Origin of the sequence: uncultured Paracoccus sp., assembly GCF_947487305.1 — a bacterium.
In the GTDB taxonomy this organism is placed as follows: domain Bacteria; phylum Pseudomonadota; class Alphaproteobacteria; order Rhodobacterales; family Rhodobacteraceae; genus Paracoccus.
The window spans coordinates 43,048-59,547 of the sequence record NZ_CANKWH010000007.1; the positions used below are offsets into that span (position 1 = coordinate 43,048).

Below are 16,500 nucleotides of genomic sequence, written 5' to 3' on the forward strand. Positions count from 1 at the left end.
TCCCAAGACGGCTCGTCATGCGAAGGCAACCTCCGAAGGCGTCAACGATGAACGGCCCCTTCATCTTGGCCCAAATTTCCCGCAGGGGGTCCGGGGGACGCGACGTCCCCAGGTCTCACCGCACCCCTACTCCGCCGGCAGTGTCCGCGCCCGGTTCAGCCCGATCTTGCGCCCGATCCAGCCAAAGACCCGGTGCTGCGAGCCATGCACGACCGAGAAAAGCGAGGGCACGAAGAGAAGCGACAGCACGGTCGAGAGCAGCAGCCCGCCGATCACCGCAATGGCCATCGGCGCGCGGAACTCGCCGCCCTCGCCCACGGCCAGCGCCGAGGGCACCATGCCCGCGCTCATGGCGATGGTCGTCATGACGATGGGGCGGGCGCGCTTGTGGACCGCGTCCAGGATCGCCTCGCGCTTGGGCGTCCCTTCGCCCATCGAGGTCAGGGCGAATTCGACCAGCATGATCGCGTTCTTGGTCACGATCCCCATCAGCATCAGGAAGCCGATCACCACCGCCATGCTGATCGAATTGCCGGTGATGTAGAGCGCAAGGATCGCGCCGCCGATGGCCAGAGGCAGCGACAGGAGGATCGAGATCGGGGTGACGAAATTGTGGAAGAGCAGCACCAGCACGACATAGACCAAGAGGATGCCCGAGCCCATCGCCAGCCCGAAGGCGCCAAAGACCTCGGCCATGATCTCGGCATCGCCTGCCGCCTGGATCGAGGTGCCCGGCGGCATCTCGACCTCGCTTTGCAGCGCCGTCACCTCGGCGCTGACCGGTCCCAGAAGCGCGCCATCGGCAAGGTTGGCCGAGACCGTGGTGCGGTATTGCTGGTCATATCGGCCGATCTCGGTCGCGCCGCGCGACAACACCACATCGGCCACGACGCCAAGCGGGATTTGCCCCACGGCCGAAGGCACGCGCAGGCTTTCGATCAGCTGCCAGTCCTCGCGCGCCGCGCGGTTCAGCCGCACCACGATCGGCACCTGTTCCTGCCCGGTATTGAACTTGGCGAGGTTCGATTCCGTATCCCCCAGCGTCGCCACCCGTAGCGTTGTCGCCAGCGCGCTGGCCGATACGCCCAGCTGCGCCGCGACATCGGCGCGGGGCAGGATCTGGATCTCGGGCCGCTGCAGGCTGGCCGAGGAGGTGACACCCTCGAGGCTGGGCAGCGTCTTCATCTTCTCCACCAGACGCTCGGCCGCCAGCGCCGCGCCTTCCTCGGTCTCACCCAACACACTGATGGTGAAGTCGTTCTGGCCGTTCTCGTTCTGGAAGTTGATGCGCATGTCCGGCACATCGGCCAGCCGATCCTTCAACTCGGCCTCCAGCACGAACTGGCTGCGTTCGCGCGAATCCTTCGGGCCGTAGTTGATCATTAGGCGGGATTTGGTGATCGCCGCGCCGCCGCCATTGACGAAGACCGATTGCACCTCGGGCGTCTCGCGGACCATGGCACTGATCGCCCGCGCCGCATCCTCGGTCTCGCCGATGGTCGATCCGGGCGGCAATTCCAGCTCGATCTGGCTGCGCCCGTAATCCGAGGCCGGGATAAACTCGGTCGGCAGCAGCGTCGCCGAATAGATCGAACCGGCAAAGACACCCAGTCCCGCCAGCAGCGTCAGCCCGCGATGGCGCATGGTCCAGCGCAGGATGCGCATCAGCCCGCGCATCAGGAACCCGTCGCGCTGCACCTCGGGATGGGCGCGGTCGCGGATGAAATAGGCGGCCAGCATCGGCGTGATGATCCGCGCTACCAGCAGCGAAAACAGAACCGAGACCGCGACGGTCAGGCCGAACTGCTTGAAATACTGCCCCGGAATCCCGCCCATGAAGCTGACCGGCGCAAAGACGGCGACGATGGAGAAGCTGATCGCGATGACGGTCATGCCGATCTCGGTCGCGGCCTCTTCACTGGCCTCATAGGGCGGCATCCCCATGTTGATATGCCGGACGATGTTCTCGATCTCGACGATGGCATCATCGACCAGAATGCCAGTGACCAGCGTGATCCCCAAGAGGCTGATCCCGTTCAGGGTGAAGCCCAGCCAGTCCATGACGAAGAAGGTCGGGATGATCGACAGGGGCAGCGCCACGGCGGCGATCAGGGTCGCCCGCCAGTTCCTGAGGAACAGGAAGACCACGATCACCGCCAGCGCCGCACCTTCATACAGCGTCTCCATCGCGCTGTGATAGCTCGAGGACGTGTAGGTGGTGGAATCGTCGATCAGGGTGATGCGGGTATCGGGATAACGGCCGGCGATCTCGGCCAGCTTGGCCTTGGTGCCATCGCCCGCCACGAGGTCCGATTTACCGCTGGCGCGATAGACGCCGAAGGCCACGACCGGCTGGCCGTTCAGTAGGGCAAAGCTGCGCTCCTCGCTGGCGCCGTCGATGACCTCGCCCAGCTGGTCCAGCCGGATCGTCGCGCCATTGGCGATAGCGATGGGGGTGGCGGCCAGAAGCTCGACCGTATTGGCGGCGCCAAGCGTGCGGATGGAATATTCGCTGCCGGCCAGATCGCCGCGCCCGCCGCCCAGATCGATGTTCTTGGCCACCAGCTGGTTCGAGATCTCGGCTGCGGTCAGCCCCTGCGCCAGCAGCCGTTCGGGGTCCAGTTCCACCTTGATCTCGCGCTCGGCCCCGCCGATCCGCTCGGTCTTGCCGACGGCATCGACGGTCGACAATTCGCGGTCGATCACGTCATCTACGAAGCGCGACAGTTCCTCAATGGTCTGGGTCGGGTCGCTGACCGCATAGGTCAGGATCGGAAAGCTTTCCACATCGACGCGCTGCACGATCGGCTCGACGATGCTTTCGGGCAGGTCGCTACGGACATTCGACACCGCGTCCTTGATGTCATTCACCGCCCGGTCGCTGTCGGTTTCCAACTCGAATTCGACGGTGATGGTGGCGGCGCTGTCGCTGGCGGTCGAATGGATATGCCGCACGCCGGTAACGGCGGCGATGCTGTCCTCGATCGGCTGGATGATCTGCGCCGTCAATTCCGACGGTGCGGCACCCGGCTGGACCACGGTGACATTGACGAGGGGCAGGTCGATATTCGGCATGGCCGTGACCGGCAGGCGCTGAAAGCTGAACAGCCCGACAATCAGCAGCACCAGGAAGATGGCAATGGGCGGGACCGGATGCTTGATCGACCAGGTCGAGAGGTTCATGGCTTCTCTCCGCCCGCCTCCGCCGTGGCGGGTTCCCCGCTTGCCTCCGGCACCTTCGCCGTCACCGGCTTCACGCGATCACCATCGCGGAAAAAGGCACCCGAGCGGGCGATGACCGTCTCGCCGGCCTCAAGCCCAGTGACAATCTCGCGCTGCGCCTGCCACAGGATCCCGGCCTTGACCTCGCGCCGCTCGACCGTGCCGTCCCGGACCAGCAGCACCCATTCGCCCTCGTCATCGGCCAAAACCGCTGGCGCCGGTAGTGCCACCGCCTCGCGCCGCGCGGTGATGACGGCGCCATTGGCGAAAAGCCCGGTGCGCAGGCCGGGATCGGGGTCCAGCGCGATGCGCAGGCTGCCAAGCCGCGTCACCGGATCGACCCGCGCCGGCAACAGCCGCACCCGTCCCTGAACCAGCCCGACGCCTGCCACCTCGATCTCGGCCGGATCGCCGACCGACAGCTGATGCAGCGCCGTCTCGATCACCTCGGCTGACAGCTCGATCTCGCCCCCGGCGATCAGCCGGAACAACGGATCGCCGCTGGACCCGGCAATCGCCCCCAGTTCGGCCTGCCGCTCGACGATCACCCCGTCGGTCGGGGCGGTGATGTCTGTGCGCGCGAGGTTCAGCCGGGCGATGCCCCGCGCCGCCTCGGCCTGTGCCAGTGCCGCCCGCGCCACTGCCAGCCCATCACTGGCCGAGGCCGCCTGTGCCTGCGCCCCGGCCTCAGCGGCTACGGCATCATCCAGCGCCGCCTGCGAGGCGCTGCCGCTGCTGCGCAGACGCCGCACCCGGTCCAGCGAGGCCACAGCCTGCACGCGCGTCGCCTCGGCGCTGGCAATGGCGCTTTGCGCCTGACTGACGCTGGCCTCGGCGCGCTGATATTCCGCCTCGGCCTGCGCAAGCTGCGCCGCCAGCGTGTCGCGGCTCAGCCGCGCCAGCACCTGCCCGGTCTCGACCGTATCGCCGGCCTCGACCAGCAATTCGGTGATCTCGAACCCCGAAACCTGTGGAAAGATCAGCGCCTCCTGCCGCGCGACCAGCGTGCCCGACAGAAGCACGCGCGCCTGCATCTCGGTCATCGCCGCCGTGGCGACCGTCACCGAGGGGATCGAGGGTTCAGTCGCTGTCGTTGCCGCGCTGACTTCAGCCCAGACCGGACGGGACAGCGCAAGGGCCGCCATGGCGATGCTGAGATAGATCTTCACGCGGCACGTGCCCCCATCATCCTACAGCCCGGATCACCCGGGGCCGAAATGTAAGAACCATTTACTTAGGCCGGATCGGCCCCGCGAACAATGAGGGCAAACGTAATTGCTCTCAATGGTCCAGAGCGGTCAGATCGTCGGGAATCGGTCACCTTGCCGTGCCTGACGTTGCGGAAACGAGGTCAGAACGTGACGGTGACGCCCGGCAGTTTCAGTTCCGCGATCAGGTCGCGCAGCTCTTGCCGGGCGGCGATGTTCGACATGTTCAGCGTCTCGGTGCCGACATCCTTCAGGTCCAACAGCGTCAACCCGCGCGGGAACAGCTCGCGGAAGATGACCCGTTCGGAAAAGCCCGGCGCCACGCGAAAGCCGATGCGGCGCGACAGGTTGGTCAGCGCGTCGCCGACCTTGCGCTTGTTGTGCATGGCCTGCGTGCCGAGGCGGTTCCTCAGCACCAGCCAATCGATCGGCCCCGCCCCGGCCTGCCCGCGCATCTGCCGCGCCGCCCAGACCATCTCGGCATAGATCGACGGCCCGAGCACGTCGCCATCGGGCGACATATGCGCCAGAAGGTCGAAATCGATGAAACTGTCGTTCAAGGGCGTAATCAACGTATCGGCCAGCGCATGGGCCATCTGGCTCAGCTTGGTATGCGAACCGGGACAGTCCAGCAGGATGAAATCACAGCGCGGGTCCAACTCGGCCAGAACCGGGCTCAGCGGATCGGCGCCCTCGGCCATGAAGGCCAGTTCGGGCGTCGGCAGCTCGATCCCTTCGCGCGCCATGAAGGCCATGCGGTTTTCCAGGTAGCGGCCAAAGCTGCGCTGGCGCACGTCCAGATCCAGCCCGGCGATCCGGTGCCCCATCCGCGCCAGCGCGGTGGCCACATGCATCGAGGTGGTGGACTTGCCCGAGCCGCCCTTTTCGTTCCCGACAACGATGATATGCGCCACGAATCCTCCGGCCTGCGAACGGATCGGACCATAGGAGATGCGCGCGGGGTTGGGAAGCGGGCCAAGGCAGAACCGTGGCAGGTAATCCGCGGCGAAAACTCGCATCGCCCTTGCCCGACGGCCCGGCGATGCCTAGGAATGGAATATGATTACCCAGAAGATGAAATATGCGCTCAAGGCCTTGATCGTGCTGGCGGAAGAACGCGCCGGCCCGAACGGAGCCCTGCAGATCGAGGAAATCGCCCGGCGCTCTGGCGCGCCGAAACGGTTTCTCGAGCATATCCTGCTGCAGATCCGTGACGCCGGCATCATTGCCTCGATCCGCGGGCGCAAGGGTGGCTACCGGATGATCCGCGATCCGGGCGAGGTGCCGCTGGAGCCGCTTATGCGCCGGATCGAGGGGCCGCTCGCGCCCCTGCCCTGCCTGTCGCGCAGCGCCTATCAACGCTGCGAGGATTGCGTGGACGAGGCGACCTGCCAGCTGCGGCGCATGTTCAGCGGCATTTTCTGGTCCTATCTCCTGCTGGTCGAATCGCTGACCCTGGCCGATCTGGTCGGTGAACCGGGCCATAAACTGCTGTCCGACCCGGCAGACGCCTCGCCCGAAGGTTGAGAAATCAAGGCGCTACAAGAATCTCGACTTCAGCGGTCGTTTTTTATTGATAAACACGATACGATAAGTCGTAATAAACCTGTCGGCGCAAGCTGACGGAGCAACGACGGAGTATCCGCCATGACGATGCTGAACCACCTGACCGCCTTTGCCGGTGCCGCCTATCAAGCGATGCGCCCGCTGCCTCCGGTCTTCGCGGTCGATCTGATCGACAGCGACACGGGCCGGCACCACTGCATCGCCGGCATCCCGGTGACGGTCATGACCCGGGACCCGGCCGCCGCCAGCGCCGAATTGCTGCGCAACCGCGACACCCTGCGCTGGACGACCCGCGCCACGCCTCTGGAAGGACAGCTGCAATGAACGCCATCATCTTCCAGGGCTTCACCGCCCATGTGACCCCGCTTCTGCCCGAGCTGTTCCAGTCACCCCCGCCGGCGGCCCGGCAGCGCGATCTGGGCTTTGCGACGATCGAGCTCAGCGGCCAGCGATCGGCGCAAGGGCCGGTCCTGCGCCGCTACCGCGACGGGCGCGTCACCATCGAGGCGGGCGAGCGCGAGATCACCGGACACCCGATCGGAGGGGCTGCCCCGAAAGGGTGGTGGGCATCGCTGACGACCTCCCTTTGATCCTGCAGCCGTCACCCATGCCCAACGAAGAACGCCGCCCCAAGGGGCGGCGTTCGCATTTCCACGCAGGTCGGGCTTCTCAGAAGCCGAGGCCGGCGTATTTGTTCTTGAACTTCGACACGCGGCCGCCGGTATCCATCAGCTTGGCCGAGCCGCCGGTCCAGGCGGGGTGCGAGGTCGGGTCAATGTCCAGCGACATGGTGTCGCCTTCCTTGCCCCAGGTCGACCGCACCGCAAAGGTGGTGCCGTCCGTCATCTTGACCTCGATCATGTGATAATCGGGATGAATGTCTTTCCGCATCAGAGGTCTCCTCAGGCTTTCGCGTCAGCGCCCGACTTGGGCTTGTAGTTGGTTTTCTCGGCGATACGGGCCGACTTGCCGCGACGGTCGCGCAGGTAATACAGCTTGGCGCGACGCACGCGGCCGCGGCGGACCACTTCGATCGAGTCGATGTTGGTCGAGTACAGCGGGAAGACGCGCTCGACGCCCTCGCCAAAGCTGATCTTGCGCACGGTGAAGCTGGCGGCGATGCCGCTGCCACCCTTGCGGCTGATGCAGACGCCTTCATAGTTCTGCACCCGGGTGCGGGTGCCTTCGGTCACTTTGTAGCCGACACGGATGGTGTCGCCGGCCTTGAAGTCCGGAATGGTCTTGCCAAGCTCGGCGATCTGCTCGGCTTCCAGTTGGGCGATCAGGTTCATCGCATTAGTCCTTTTCATGCTCGCGGTAGCCCCGCGATTGGTCTGATGCGCCCGAGAGCTGTCGGTCCTTTGTCGGGTCCACTTGCGTCTCCGCAAATGCCCGCCACAGGTCGGGGCGGCGTTCCTTGGTCAGGCTTTCGGCCTGTTCGCGCCTCCAAGCAGCAATGGCCGCGTGATTTCCCGACATGACGACATCGGGGATCCTGCGGCCTTCCCACTCGGCGGGGCGAGTATAGTGCGGGTGCTCAAGCAAACCTTCGGAAAAGGATTCCTCGGTCAGTGACGCCTGATTCCCCAGCACGCGCGGTATAAGGCGAACCGTCGCGTCGATCAAGACCTGTGCTGCAAGCTCGCCGCCGGTCAGGACATAGTCGCCGATGCTGACCTCTTCGATGCCGCGCGCCTCCAGCACCCGCTGGTCCACGCCCTCGAAGCGGCCGCAGATCAGGGTGACGCCCGGACCTTCGGCCAGCGCACGGGCACGGGCTTGCGTGAAGGGCCGTCCGCGCGGCGAGAGATAGAGCACCGGCAAACGCGGATCGGCCTGATCCAGCGCCGAGGCCATCACGTCGGGACGGATCACCATGCCGGCCCCGCCCCCTGCCGGCGTGTCATCGACATTGCGATGCTTGCCGATGCCATGCTCGCGCAGCGGGATCGTGCGCAGGTTCCACAGCCCCTCGGCCAGCGCCTTGCCGGTCAGCGACAGGCCAAGCGTGCCGGGAAAGGCTTCGGGAAACAGCGTGACGATGTTCACCGTCCACGCCCCTTTAACCTGCGGTTCGGTAATGAGCTCACGCGGCTTCAGGCTGGGACGGATGGTCAACCGCCCATGGGATTTCGTCGGCGCTTCGCTCACACGCCCGGCCCCGGCGGCATCAGGTGCCGGCGCGCCATGGCGGCCAGCACGAAGACCACGGTGACGCCCACCGGCAGCCAACTGGGCCAATCCGTCAGCGGCCCCATCTGCCCGCCCAGCCACCAGAGCCCCAGCGACAGGCCCCCGATGACAAGGAAGCCGACCACAAACACCCCGACCTCGCGGCCCGAGCTTTGCACCGGCGGGCGCAGCAGCGCGACCGAAATGAGGATGGCGAAGATATAGGCCAGCGGATCGGACTGGCCGGTCAGCCCCTGCAGAAGCGGCCCGGCCAACATGCCAAGCGCCAGAACCAGGGTCAGCGGATCGCGGCTCATGCGCCCTCTCCTTCGGCCGGATCATTATCCTCGCCCGGCGGGTCGGCGACGATGCGCCCGGCGGTCAGATCGACCGTCGGGACCACCGCGCGGGTGAAGGGCAGCAGCAGGATCTCGCGGCCGACCACTTCCAGAATATCGCCCGCGCCATGGTCATAGATGGCGCGAACCCGGCCAAGCGCCTGCCCGCCGGTATCCACCACCTCCAGCCCGATCAGGTCGGCATGGTAGAACTCGTCATCGGGAAGGCTCGGCAGCACCTCGCGCGGCGCCCAGAGCGTGACGCCCTTCAGCGCCTCGGCGGCCTCGCGCGTGTCTACGCCGCTCAGCCTTGCCCCGAACCCGCCGGTGACGGGCCGGGTCAGGCTGATGGTGAAGGACCGCTTGCCGTCTTCACTGCTCAGCGGGCCGTAACTTGCAATGTCGCGCGGTTCAGAGGTGAAGCTTTTCAGCCGCACCTCGCCACGGACGCCAAAGGCGCCCGCGATCGCGCCGACACAGATGCGGCCCGCCGAGGCCATGGATTACTCGGCGCTTTCTTCGGCCGGAGCAGCAGCGCGCGCGGCTTTCTTCTCGGCGCGCTCTTTGGCAGCCTTGCCGGGCTCACCCTTCTTCAGGTTCTTGCGCTCGGTCTTGGCGGTGACGCCGGCAGCTTCGAGGAAGCGGGCCACGCGATCGGTCGGCTGCGCGCCCTGGCCCAGCCAGTGCTGCACGCGCTCGATGTCCATCTTGATGCGGTCTTCGCTGTCTTTCGGCAAGAGCGGGTTATAGGTGCCCAGCTTCTCGAGGAAGCGGCCATCGCGCGGCATGCGCGAATCGGTGGCGACGATGGCGTAATGCGGGCGCTTCTTGCTGCCGCCACGGGCCAGACGGATCTTCATTGCCATTGGGATTCTCCTTTAGAATGGCGTGGTGTGGTGGGAATGGTTCCCAACCTACGATTGGAAGGTTTCGTGGTGGCGGATGACTTCCGCGATCACGAAATTGAGGAATTTGCGCGCGAATTCCGGGTCCAGGTCGGCCTCGCGCGCGAGGCGTTCCAGCCGCTCGATCTGAACAGCCTCGCGGGCAGGATCGGACGGCGGAAGATCGTGTTCGGCCTTCAGGCGGCCGACGGATTGGGTATGCTTGAAGCGTTCGGCCAGCGTATAGACGATGATCGCGTCCAGCCGGTCGATGCTGGCACGATGCTCTTTCAGCAGGCTTGCGGCGCGGGTCGTTGCGTCAGTCATGCGCTGGCTCCGATGGCTGGCGTGGCGATCAGGGTGAAGGCGGGGGGCTTTCCGCCCCCCGTGCCCCCCGAGGATATTTTTGCCAAGATGAAAGCGGCACTCATGCGACACCTGCCGGGTGGCGGTAGATCGCGCAGCTTGCGCCACGGATTTGGAAGTTGGGTGTTTCAATCACCGCGCCAAGGCGTTCGGCAAGGCGCTGCGACCGAATATTGCCGTGATCGATCAGCGAGATCAGCGGGCCAAGGCCCATCTCGCCCTGTGCATGGTTGCGGGCGGCCAGCGCGGCCTCATGGGCAAGGCCCTTGCCCTCGAAGCCCTCATAGATATGCCAGCCCAGTTCCGGCTCGGGCCAGTCGAGGTGATGGCCGACGCCGACGCGGCCGGCGGTCGCGCCGCTGGCCTTGTCTTCCAGCATCCACCAGCCAAAGCCACGGGTGATCCAATGGCCGATGGTCGCGTTGAGCGCGCCCCAGCTCTGCCAGGGTTCGAATTTGCCGCCGACATATTGAGTCCGGTCCGAAACGCCGAACGCGATCATCGCATCCAGATCCGACAGGCGCGGCTCCCGCAGGATCAGGCGTTCGGTCTCGATCACCGGAATATCGACGGAGAGGGTGGTCATTACTTCTTCCCGAACAGCCCCGAAAGACCCGCCGGCAGCCCTGCGCCGCCCAGTTGACCGCCCAGACCCTTGGGGTCCTGCAGCATCTTGGTCGCCTCGGCCATTTTCGCCGGATCGACATTGGCCATGTCGGGCAGGCCGCCGCCTTTGCCCTGCATCGCGCGCATGGCCTGCTTCAGCATGCCGCCCTTGCCCATCTTGCCGAGCTTCTTCATCGTGTCGCCCATCTGGCGCTGCATCTTCAGAAGCCGGTTCAGTTCCGCCACGTCCAGACCCGCACCGGCGGCGATGCGCTTCTTGCGGCTGGCCTGCAAGAGGTCGGGATTGGCCCGTTCCTTCTTGGTCATCGAGTTGATCAGCGCGATCTGGCGGCGAATGGCGCTGTCATCCATGCCGGCCTCTTCGGCCTGCTTGGCCATCTTGCCCATGCCCGGCATCATCGACATGATGGACTGCATCCCGCCCATCTTCTGCATCTGCTCAAGCTGGTTCCTGAGGTCGTTCATGTTGAACAGGCCCTTCTGGAAACGCTTCATCATGCGCTCGGCCTGCTCGACCTCCAGCACTTCCTGCGCCTTCTCGACCAGCGCGACGATATCGCCCATGCCGAGGATGCGGCCGGCGATGCGCTGCGCGTCGAAGCCTTCCAGCGCGTCCATCTTTTCGCCCAGACCGACGAAGCGGATCGGCTTGCCGGTCACGGCCCGCATCGACAGCGCCGCACCGCCGCGCCCGTCGCCATCCATCCGGGTCAGCACCACGCCCGAGATGCCGACCTTGCCATCGAACTCGGTCGCCACGTTCACCGCGTCCTGACCGGTCAGACCGTCGACGACCAGCAGCGTCTCGCGCGGGTTGGCCACATCACGGACCGCCTGCACCTCGTCCATCAGCACTTCGTCGATATGCAGACGACCGGCGGTGTCCAGCATGTAGACGTCATAGCCCCCCAGCGTCGCCTGCTGCTTGGCGCGCTTGGCGATCTGCACGGCACTTTCGCCCTTGATGATCGGCAGCGTATCGACGCCGATCTGCTGACCAAGGATCGCCAGCTGCTCCATCGCCGCCGGGCGGTTGGTGTCGAGCGAGGCCATCAGCACCCGCTTCTTCTCGCGGTCCTTCAGGCGCTTCGCCAGCTTCGCCGTGGTGGTGGTCTTGCCCGAGCCTTGCAGACCGACCATCAGGATCGGCGCGGGCGGGTTGCCGATGCGCAGCGCCTCGGGCTCGCCCTCCCCCTGCAGCACCTTGATCAGCTCGTCATGGACGATCTTCACCACCTGCTGGCCCGGGGTGATCGATTTCGTCACAGCCGCGCCCGTGGCCTTGCCGGTCACCGTCTTGACGAAGTTCCGCGCCACCGGCAGCGAGACATCGGCCTCCAGCAGCGCGGTGCGCACCTCGCGCATGGCGGCGGTAACGTCATCCTCGGTCAGTGCGCCCTGCTTGGTCAGCCGGTCGAAGACGCCGCCCAAGCGGTCTGACAGGTTCTCGAACATCGCGGGCCTCCTGCGGTCCAACTACCCCGGCCCGGACGGACCAAGAAAAACAGTAATGCCCCCGTGGGCGCGACGCGCTGACGGGGGGCGATCCCCGTATCGGACGGGGACCGGAAGGATTGGCCTTCCGGGAATTGAGGCTCTGATAAGAAAAAACGGCCCCCGAGTCAACGAGGGCCGTTTTTGGCTGGCACGGAAGGATCAGGCGGCCAGTTTTTCCAGGTCTGCACTCGCCCGGGCCAGCGAGGCCTCGCGGTCGAAGACCAGACGGTCAGCGGCGACGAATTCGACATTGGTGATGCCGAAGAAGCCGAGGATGAAGCGGATATAGGCCGAGGCATGGTCCAGTTCCGAACCGATCGGCGTGCCCGAGGCGCTATAGGCCACGATGGCGCGCTTGCCGGTCAAGAGGCCCTCGGGGCCGGCCTCGGTATAGCGGAAGCTGATGCCGGTCCGGGCGATCTGGTCGATCCAGCTTTTCAGCGGCGCGCCGATGGCAAAGTTGTAGATCGGCATACCGATGACCAGCACGTCGGCCTCTTGCACTTCCTTCAGATAGGCGTCCGAGGTGGCAACAGCCGTGGCATGTGCGGTGGACGCGTCACCGGCGGTGCCGCGGGTGGCCTCGACCCAAGTGCCGTCGATTGCCGGGACACCCTTGGCGAGATCGCGGTAGGTGACACTGGCATTCGGATGGCTGGCTTTCAGCTTGGAAACAATATCGGCGGTCAGCTTGCGCGAGACCGAGGCGTCGCCGGTGATGGCGCTGTCGAGGTGCAGGATGTTCATGTGGCTCTCTTCCCGAAATCTGGTGACGATCTGTTTGCGCCGATATAAGCCCTTGCAGCTCTGCGCATATCCGCAATAATCGCGCAGGTTCTGTTCAGGTGCGCACAAAAATGGAAGATTGGGACGGTATTCGTACGGCACTGGCCGTCGCGCGTGCAGGCACGGTCAGCGGTGCGGCCTCCGCGCTTGGTGTCCATCATGCGACGGTCATCCGCCATATCGACGCGCTGGAGGATCGCCTTGGGGCAAGGCTGTTCCAGCGCCATCCGCGCGGCTATTCGCTGACCGAGGCCGGCCAGACCCTGATGGACGAGGCCAGCGCCGCCGATGCCCGCTTCGCCCAGATGGCGGCGCGGATCGCCGGCTCGGGCGACAGGATCGAAGGCGAGATCGTCGTCACCGCCCTGCCCGACCTGACCGAGATGATCATGCCGAGGCTGATCGAGCTGATGCGCGCGAACCCCGGCCTCAGGCTGCGCTACATGACCGACATCCGGCTCTATCGGCTGGACACGGGCGAGGCCCATATCGCCATCCGTGCCGGCGCCCGCCCGACCGAACCCGATTACATCGCCCAGCCCCTGATGCAGCTCCATGCCGCGCTTTACGGCTCTCCCGCCTATGTCGAAGAGGTGGGCATGATCGAGGATGTCAGCGCCCATCGCTTCATCCTGCCGGGCCCTGAGGCCCGGCGTTCGCCGGCGATGCGCTGGCTGGCCGACCAGATCCCGCCCGAGAACGTGGTCCTTGTCAGCAATGATTTCGAAGCACGGCTGACGGCGATCCGGGCCGGGCTGGGGCTGGGCTGGGTCAGCCCGATGCGCGCCACCGGGCTGGTCGAGGTGCTGTCGCTGTCGGAATGGGATGCGCAATTCTGGCTCGTCACCCATGTCGACTTGCACCGTACGGCCAAGGTGCAGGCGGTGCTGTCGGCCCTGAAGGCGAAATAGCAGCAACATCACCAGCTAATGCGGCTTGCCCTGCCGTCGGAACCAGTCGCGCACATCCTGAAGCTTGCCGCGCGAGACGGGAATGATCTCGCCCGAGGCGGTCTTGACGTTCGATCCGGACATTTCCACCGCCTCGGCGCGCGACACCCAGTAGGATCGGTGCGTCTGGATACCGTCGCCATCCTCGAGTTGCTCCAGAAAATCCTTCATCCGGGCGCGGAACTCGGCCGTGCCGGTCTTGGTCGTCACCACAAGGTAATGCTCGGCGCTGCGGACGCTGCGGATCAGCGGCACCGGCAGCGACCGACCGTTCAGCACGACATAGCGGATCGCCGGGGCCGCGGGCGCCGCCGGCTTCGCGGGGGCACTGTCCGCATTTGCACTGGCCCGGCTCTTCTCGGCCTCGAGACGCTGGATCGGCAGCAGCCAGACCAGCGCGATCGTCTCGATCACCTGGGCGATGAAGCAGTTCTTGATGATGGTGATCCAGTTGATCGAATGGCCCCGCGCCGGTACCAGGTCGCCAAAGATCACCGGCATGGCCGAGGCAAAGGCGGTCAGCGCAATCACAAGCGGGACGGTTGCCCCGATCATCGGCAGCGGACCCGTCGAAACCTTGGGCCAGAAACGGATCAGCGCATCGACCCAGAAGGGAAGCAGCAGAAGGTAGAGCGCGACCGAAACTGTCCAGTAGAACAGTCGCGACTGGTATTCCGGCAGGCTGGGAAACAGCGTCGGATCGCTGGTTCCGATGGCCAGCAAGAATCCGGCCAGCAGAATCAGCACCCGGCGGCTGTAGATCAACTTGCGCAATTCACGTGACGTGAAGTGCACAATCCCACCGTTCACGAGCACAACGTGAAGTTTAAGACTGTCGTTTTGGCTCATCTGTTCTGTTCTGCTATCGGCTGACTACTCGTTCAGCTCAATTGGCCCCTTCCCGAGGTTATGGCCGTTGCAAGCGCCGAGGGTTGGTCAGTGATTGTTTAGTTTTAACAAGTAATTCCGGGTCGGTTCCCGGCACTGACCACACCCTCGCGCGCGGCCAGCCTCGTGAAACCTTTCCCTCGCCCCGGTCGTGTTCGTCAGGGAATTTCCAGTCAATTCCTGTAGGCTCAAATTGTCATAGGTCTATTATGACAGCACATTGCCGTTGATGCCAGTTTCTGCTGATCGCGCCCAAGCCGATGACGCTGCGGCAGGCTGAATCTGGCCGGCTGGTCAGGGCAAGTTGCCTGCCCGAATGAGGCGCCCGTTCCTCGCGCCCGCTGCTTCCCGTTTTCTGGCAGTCTCGCCGTCAGCCCCGTCTTCCATCCGGGAATGAACTGGCGCAATCTGCCCGCGAAGGAGGCCCCCATGACCCAAGACGCCCATCCCATCAGCCGCTTCGCCATTCCCGATCTGCAAAGCCTGCCCGAGGACCTGCGCGAGGCCATCGCCAAGGTGTCCGAGAAATCGGGCTTCATCCCCAATATCTTTCTCGCGCTGGCCCATCGCCCGGCCGAATTCCGCGCCTTCTTCGCCTATCACGACGCGCTGATGGACAGCGACGAGGGCCTGTCGAAGGCCGAGCGCGAGTTGATCGTCGTCGCCACCAGCGGGCTGAACCGCTGCCAGTATTGCGTGGTTGCACATGGCGCCATCCTGCGCATTCGGGCCAAGAATGTGCATATCGCCGATCAGGTGGCGGTGAACTGGCGCAAGGCCGATCTGACCGACCGTCAGCGCGCCATGCTGGCCTATGCCGAAAAGGTCACGCTGGACGCCCAGTCCATCACCGATGCCGATCATCAGGCGCTGGAATCGGCGGGTTTCACCGCCGACGAGATCTGGGACATTGCCGCCATCGCCGCCTTTTTCGGCATGTCGAACCGGCTGGTGAACGCGGGCGACATCCGGCCCAACGACGAGTTCTACATGCTGGGCCGGTCGTGAGCCGATCGGCATGAACCGCCCCCGGATCCCCGCCCCCACAGCCGCCATCGACGTGCAGATGGGCAAGGCAGAATGGGCCCAGCTTCTGCTGTTGTCGCTGATCTGGGGCGCCTCGTTCTTCCTCATCGCCCTCGCCGTCACCGGCCTGCCGGTCCTTACCATCGTCACCCTGCGCGTCGGCGTGGCGGCCGTGGTGCTGTGGCTGGTCGTGGCGTTGAGCGGTGTGCCCCTGCCGCGCGAGCCGGCGATCTGGGGCGCGTTTCTGGTCATGGGCTTTCTGAACAACGTGGTGCCCTTCGGGCTGATCGTCTGGGGCCAGACGGCGATCCCCTCGGGTCTGGCCTCGATCCTCAACGCCACCACGCCGCTCTGGACCGTCATCGTCACCTCGGCCTTCCTGAGTGATGAGGCAGCGACCCCGGCCAAGTTGATGGGCGTGGTTCTGGGTCTGGGCGGCGTGGCGGTGATGATCGGGCTCGACACGCTGGCCGGACTTGGCCATGCCGTTCTGCCTCAGCTGGCCATCCTTGGTGCGGCGATCTCCTATGCCTTTGCCGGCACCTTTGGCCGCCGCTTCCGCCGCATGGGCGTCGATCCGATCACCACCAGCGCCGGCATGGTCACAGGCTCGACGCTGATCCTGCTGCCGGTGATGCTGGCCGTGGACGGGCTGCCGGGCGCCGACGTGCCGGGCACGGTCTGGCTGTCGGTGATCCTTCTGGGCGTGATCTGCACCGGGCTGGCCTATGTGCTCTATTTCCGCATCCTCGCCCGCGCCGGCGCGACCAACCTGTCGCTGGTCACCTTCCTCGTCCCGGTCTCGGCCATCCTGCTGGGCTGGCTGTTCCTGAACGAGTCGTTAGGGTTGGCGCATCTGCTGGGTGTTCTGATGATCGCCGCAGGGCTGGCGCTGATTGACGGGCGGCTGACCCGCCGGCTGTTCGCCTGACGCCGCCAAAGCAAAACGCCCGCACCTTTCGGCACGGGC

20 protein-coding genes are annotated in these 16,500 nt (G+C 65.4%); 6 read left to right on the forward strand and 14 right to left on the reverse strand.

Annotated features, from left to right (window positions below; genetic code table 11):
- Positions 1 to 126: 126 nt before the first annotated feature.
- From Q1A36_RS10215 to Q1A36_RS10225, 3 genes are all read right to left on the reverse strand, one after another.
- Positions 127 to 3,183 carry an efflux RND transporter permease subunit gene (locus tag Q1A36_RS10215; protein WP_299843100.1) on the reverse strand — a complete coding sequence of 1,019 codons (3,057 nt, stop codon included), beginning with the start codon at positions 3,181 to 3,183 and terminating at the stop codon, positions 127 to 129.
- Positions 3,180 to 4,391 (reverse strand): efflux RND transporter periplasmic adaptor subunit, encoded by a 1,212-nt coding sequence (locus Q1A36_RS10220; protein WP_299843102.1) that lies wholly within the window; start codon positions 4,389 to 4,391, stop codon positions 3,180 to 3,182. Before Q1A36_RS10220 ends, Q1A36_RS10215 begins: the two co-directional genes overlap by 4 nt.
- A 182-nt stretch (positions 4,392 to 4,573) precedes the next feature.
- The gene (locus Q1A36_RS10225) at positions 4,574 to 5,344 is read right to left on the reverse strand and encodes a division plane positioning ATPase MipZ (RefSeq protein WP_299843613.1); all 771 of its coding nucleotides are present in this window, start codon (positions 5,342 to 5,344) and stop codon (positions 4,574 to 4,576) included.
- A 145-nt stretch (positions 5,345 to 5,489) separates the two neighbouring features.
- Here Q1A36_RS10225 and Q1A36_RS10230 point away from each other — a divergent pair, with 145 nt between their 5' ends.
- The 3 genes from Q1A36_RS10230 to Q1A36_RS10240 all read left to right on the forward strand — a co-directional run bounded on the left by Q1A36_RS10230 (position 5,490) and on the right by Q1A36_RS10240 (position 6,586).
- Positions 5,490 to 5,957 carry an Rrf2 family transcriptional regulator gene (locus tag Q1A36_RS10230; RefSeq protein ID WP_299843104.1) on the forward strand — a complete coding sequence of 156 codons (468 nt, stop codon included), beginning with the start codon at positions 5,490 to 5,492 and terminating at the stop codon, positions 5,955 to 5,957.
- A 120-nt stretch (positions 5,958 to 6,077) separates the two neighbouring features.
- Positions 6,078 to 6,320, forward strand: a complete 243-nt coding sequence (locus tag Q1A36_RS10235; RefSeq protein WP_299843107.1) for a hypothetical protein — start codon at positions 6,078 to 6,080, stop codon at positions 6,318 to 6,320.
- Positions 6,317 to 6,586, forward strand: a complete 270-nt coding sequence (locus Q1A36_RS10240; RefSeq protein ID WP_299843110.1) for a hypothetical protein — start codon at positions 6,317 to 6,319, stop codon at positions 6,584 to 6,586. The genes Q1A36_RS10235 and Q1A36_RS10240 overlap by 4 nt, the downstream gene beginning before the upstream one ends.
- 79 nt (positions 6,587 to 6,665) lie before the next feature.
- Here Q1A36_RS10240 and rpmE read toward each other — a convergent pair whose 3' ends face one another.
- The 10 genes from rpmE to Q1A36_RS10290 form a co-directional block, all read right to left on the reverse strand.
- On the reverse strand, positions 6,666 to 6,887 hold the full coding sequence (gene rpmE, locus Q1A36_RS10245; protein ID WP_299843113.1) for a 50S ribosomal protein L31: 222 nt from the start codon (positions 6,885 to 6,887) through the stop codon (positions 6,666 to 6,668).
- 11 nt (positions 6,888 to 6,898) lie between these two features.
- Positions 6,899 to 7,288 (reverse strand): 50S ribosomal protein L19, encoded by a 390-nt coding sequence (gene rplS / locus Q1A36_RS10250; RefSeq protein ID WP_101753798.1) that lies wholly within the window; start codon positions 7,286 to 7,288, stop codon positions 6,899 to 6,901.
- 4 nt (positions 7,289 to 7,292) lie between these two features.
- Complete coding sequence (gene trmD, locus Q1A36_RS10255; RefSeq protein ID WP_299843118.1) at positions 7,293 to 8,147, reverse strand: tRNA (guanosine(37)-N1)-methyltransferase TrmD; 855 nt, start codon at positions 8,145 to 8,147, stop codon at positions 7,293 to 7,295.
- Positions 8,144 to 8,485, reverse strand: a complete 342-nt coding sequence (locus tag Q1A36_RS10260) for a hypothetical protein (protein ID WP_299843120.1) — start codon at positions 8,483 to 8,485, stop codon at positions 8,144 to 8,146. The genes trmD and Q1A36_RS10260 overlap by 4 nt, the downstream gene beginning before the upstream one ends.
- A complete protein-coding gene (gene rimM, locus Q1A36_RS10265) occupies positions 8,482 to 9,006 on the reverse strand; it encodes a ribosome maturation factor RimM (protein WP_299843123.1) in 525 nt (174 codons plus the stop codon). The genes Q1A36_RS10260 and rimM overlap by 4 nt, the downstream gene beginning before the upstream one ends.
- A 3-nt stretch (positions 9,007 to 9,009) precedes the next feature.
- Entirely contained in the window at positions 9,010 to 9,372 is a 363-nt protein-coding gene (rpsP, locus tag Q1A36_RS10270) for a 30S ribosomal protein S16 (protein ID WP_101753795.1), read from the reverse strand.
- A gap of 48 nt (positions 9,373 to 9,420) precedes the next feature.
- Complete coding sequence (locus Q1A36_RS10275; protein ID WP_101753794.1) at positions 9,421 to 9,717, reverse strand: chorismate mutase; 297 nt, start codon at positions 9,715 to 9,717, stop codon at positions 9,421 to 9,423.
- A 100-nt stretch (positions 9,718 to 9,817) separates the two neighbouring features.
- Complete coding sequence (locus Q1A36_RS10280) at positions 9,818 to 10,342, reverse strand: GNAT family N-acetyltransferase (protein ID WP_299843128.1); 525 nt, start codon at positions 10,340 to 10,342, stop codon at positions 9,818 to 9,820.
- Positions 10,342 to 11,838 carry a signal recognition particle protein gene (gene ffh / locus Q1A36_RS10285; protein WP_299843131.1) on the reverse strand — a complete coding sequence of 499 codons (1,497 nt, stop codon included), beginning with the start codon at positions 11,836 to 11,838 and terminating at the stop codon, positions 10,342 to 10,344. Before ffh ends, Q1A36_RS10280 begins: the two co-directional genes overlap by 1 nt.
- A gap of 201 nt (positions 11,839 to 12,039) precedes the next feature.
- Complete coding sequence (locus tag Q1A36_RS10290; RefSeq protein ID WP_299843134.1) at positions 12,040 to 12,627, reverse strand: NAD(P)H-dependent oxidoreductase; 588 nt, start codon at positions 12,625 to 12,627, stop codon at positions 12,040 to 12,042.
- Between the two features lie 110 nt (positions 12,628 to 12,737).
- Between Q1A36_RS10290 and Q1A36_RS10295 the strand changes: the two genes are divergently transcribed.
- Positions 12,738 to 13,577 (forward strand): LysR family transcriptional regulator, encoded by an 840-nt coding sequence (locus tag Q1A36_RS10295; RefSeq protein WP_101754422.1) that lies wholly within the window; start codon positions 12,738 to 12,740, stop codon positions 13,575 to 13,577.
- Between the two features lie 15 nt (positions 13,578 to 13,592).
- Here Q1A36_RS10295 and Q1A36_RS10300 read toward each other — a convergent pair whose 3' ends face one another.
- A complete protein-coding gene (locus Q1A36_RS10300) occupies positions 13,593 to 14,363 on the reverse strand; it encodes a LytTR family DNA-binding domain-containing protein (RefSeq protein ID WP_299843140.1) in 771 nt (256 codons plus the stop codon).
- 570 nt (positions 14,364 to 14,933) lie between these two features.
- Between Q1A36_RS10300 and Q1A36_RS10305 the strand changes: the two genes are divergently transcribed.
- A complete protein-coding gene (locus tag Q1A36_RS10305; protein WP_299843143.1) occupies positions 14,934 to 15,512 on the forward strand; it encodes a peroxidase-related enzyme in 579 nt (192 codons plus the stop codon).
- A 10-nt stretch (positions 15,513 to 15,522) separates the two neighbouring features.
- Positions 15,523 to 16,461 (forward strand): DMT family transporter, encoded by a 939-nt coding sequence (locus Q1A36_RS10310; RefSeq protein WP_299843146.1) that lies wholly within the window; start codon positions 15,523 to 15,525, stop codon positions 16,459 to 16,461.
- The last annotated feature ends 39 nt before the right edge of the window (positions 16,462 to 16,500 follow it).

Bases quoted from the DNA above. Each gene is read 5' to 3' on its own strand.
- Q1A36_RS10215 (WP_299843100.1), bottom strand. From the start codon at position 3,183: ATGAACCTCTCGACCTGGTCGATCAAGCATCCGGTCCCGCCCATTGCC.
- Q1A36_RS10230 (WP_299843104.1), top strand. From the start codon at position 5,490: ATGATTACCCAGAAGATGAAATATGCGCTCAAGGCCTTGATCGTGCTG.
- Q1A36_RS10235 (WP_299843107.1), top strand. From the start codon at position 6,078: ATGACGATGCTGAACCACCTGACCGCCTTTGCCGGTGCCGCCTATCAA.
- Q1A36_RS10240 (WP_299843110.1), top strand. From the start codon at position 6,317: ATGAACGCCATCATCTTCCAGGGCTTCACCGCCCATGTGACCCCGCTT.
- rpmE (WP_299843113.1), bottom strand. From the start codon at position 6,887: ATGCGGAAAGACATTCATCCCGATTATCACATGATCGAGGTCAAGATG.
- rplS (WP_101753798.1), bottom strand. From the start codon at position 7,288: ATGAACCTGATCGCCCAACTGGAAGCCGAGCAGATCGCCGAGCTTGGC.
- Q1A36_RS10260 (WP_299843120.1), bottom strand. From the start codon at position 8,485: ATGAGCCGCGATCCGCTGACCCTGGTTCTGGCGCTTGGCATGTTGGCC.
- rimM (WP_299843123.1), bottom strand. From the start codon at position 9,006: ATGGCCTCGGCGGGCCGCATCTGTGTCGGCGCGATCGCGGGCGCCTTT.
- rpsP (WP_101753795.1), bottom strand. From the start codon at position 9,372: ATGGCAATGAAGATCCGTCTGGCCCGTGGCGGCAGCAAGAAGCGCCCG.
- Q1A36_RS10275 (WP_101753794.1), bottom strand. From the start codon at position 9,717: ATGACTGACGCAACGACCCGCGCCGCAAGCCTGCTGAAAGAGCATCGT.
- Q1A36_RS10280 (WP_299843128.1), bottom strand. From the start codon at position 10,342: ATGACCACCCTCTCCGTCGATATTCCGGTGATCGAGACCGAACGCCTG.
- ffh (WP_299843131.1), bottom strand. From the start codon at position 11,838: ATGTTCGAGAACCTGTCAGACCGCTTGGGCGGCGTCTTCGACCGGCTG.
- Q1A36_RS10290 (WP_299843134.1), bottom strand. From the start codon at position 12,627: ATGAACATCCTGCACCTCGACAGCGCCATCACCGGCGACGCCTCGGTC.
- Q1A36_RS10295 (WP_101754422.1), top strand. From the start codon at position 12,738: ATGGAAGATTGGGACGGTATTCGTACGGCACTGGCCGTCGCGCGTGCA.
- Q1A36_RS10305 (WP_299843143.1), top strand. From the start codon at position 14,934: ATGACCCAAGACGCCCATCCCATCAGCCGCTTCGCCATTCCCGATCTG.
- Q1A36_RS10310 (WP_299843146.1), top strand. From the start codon at position 15,523: ATGAACCGCCCCCGGATCCCCGCCCCCACAGCCGCCATCGACGTGCAG.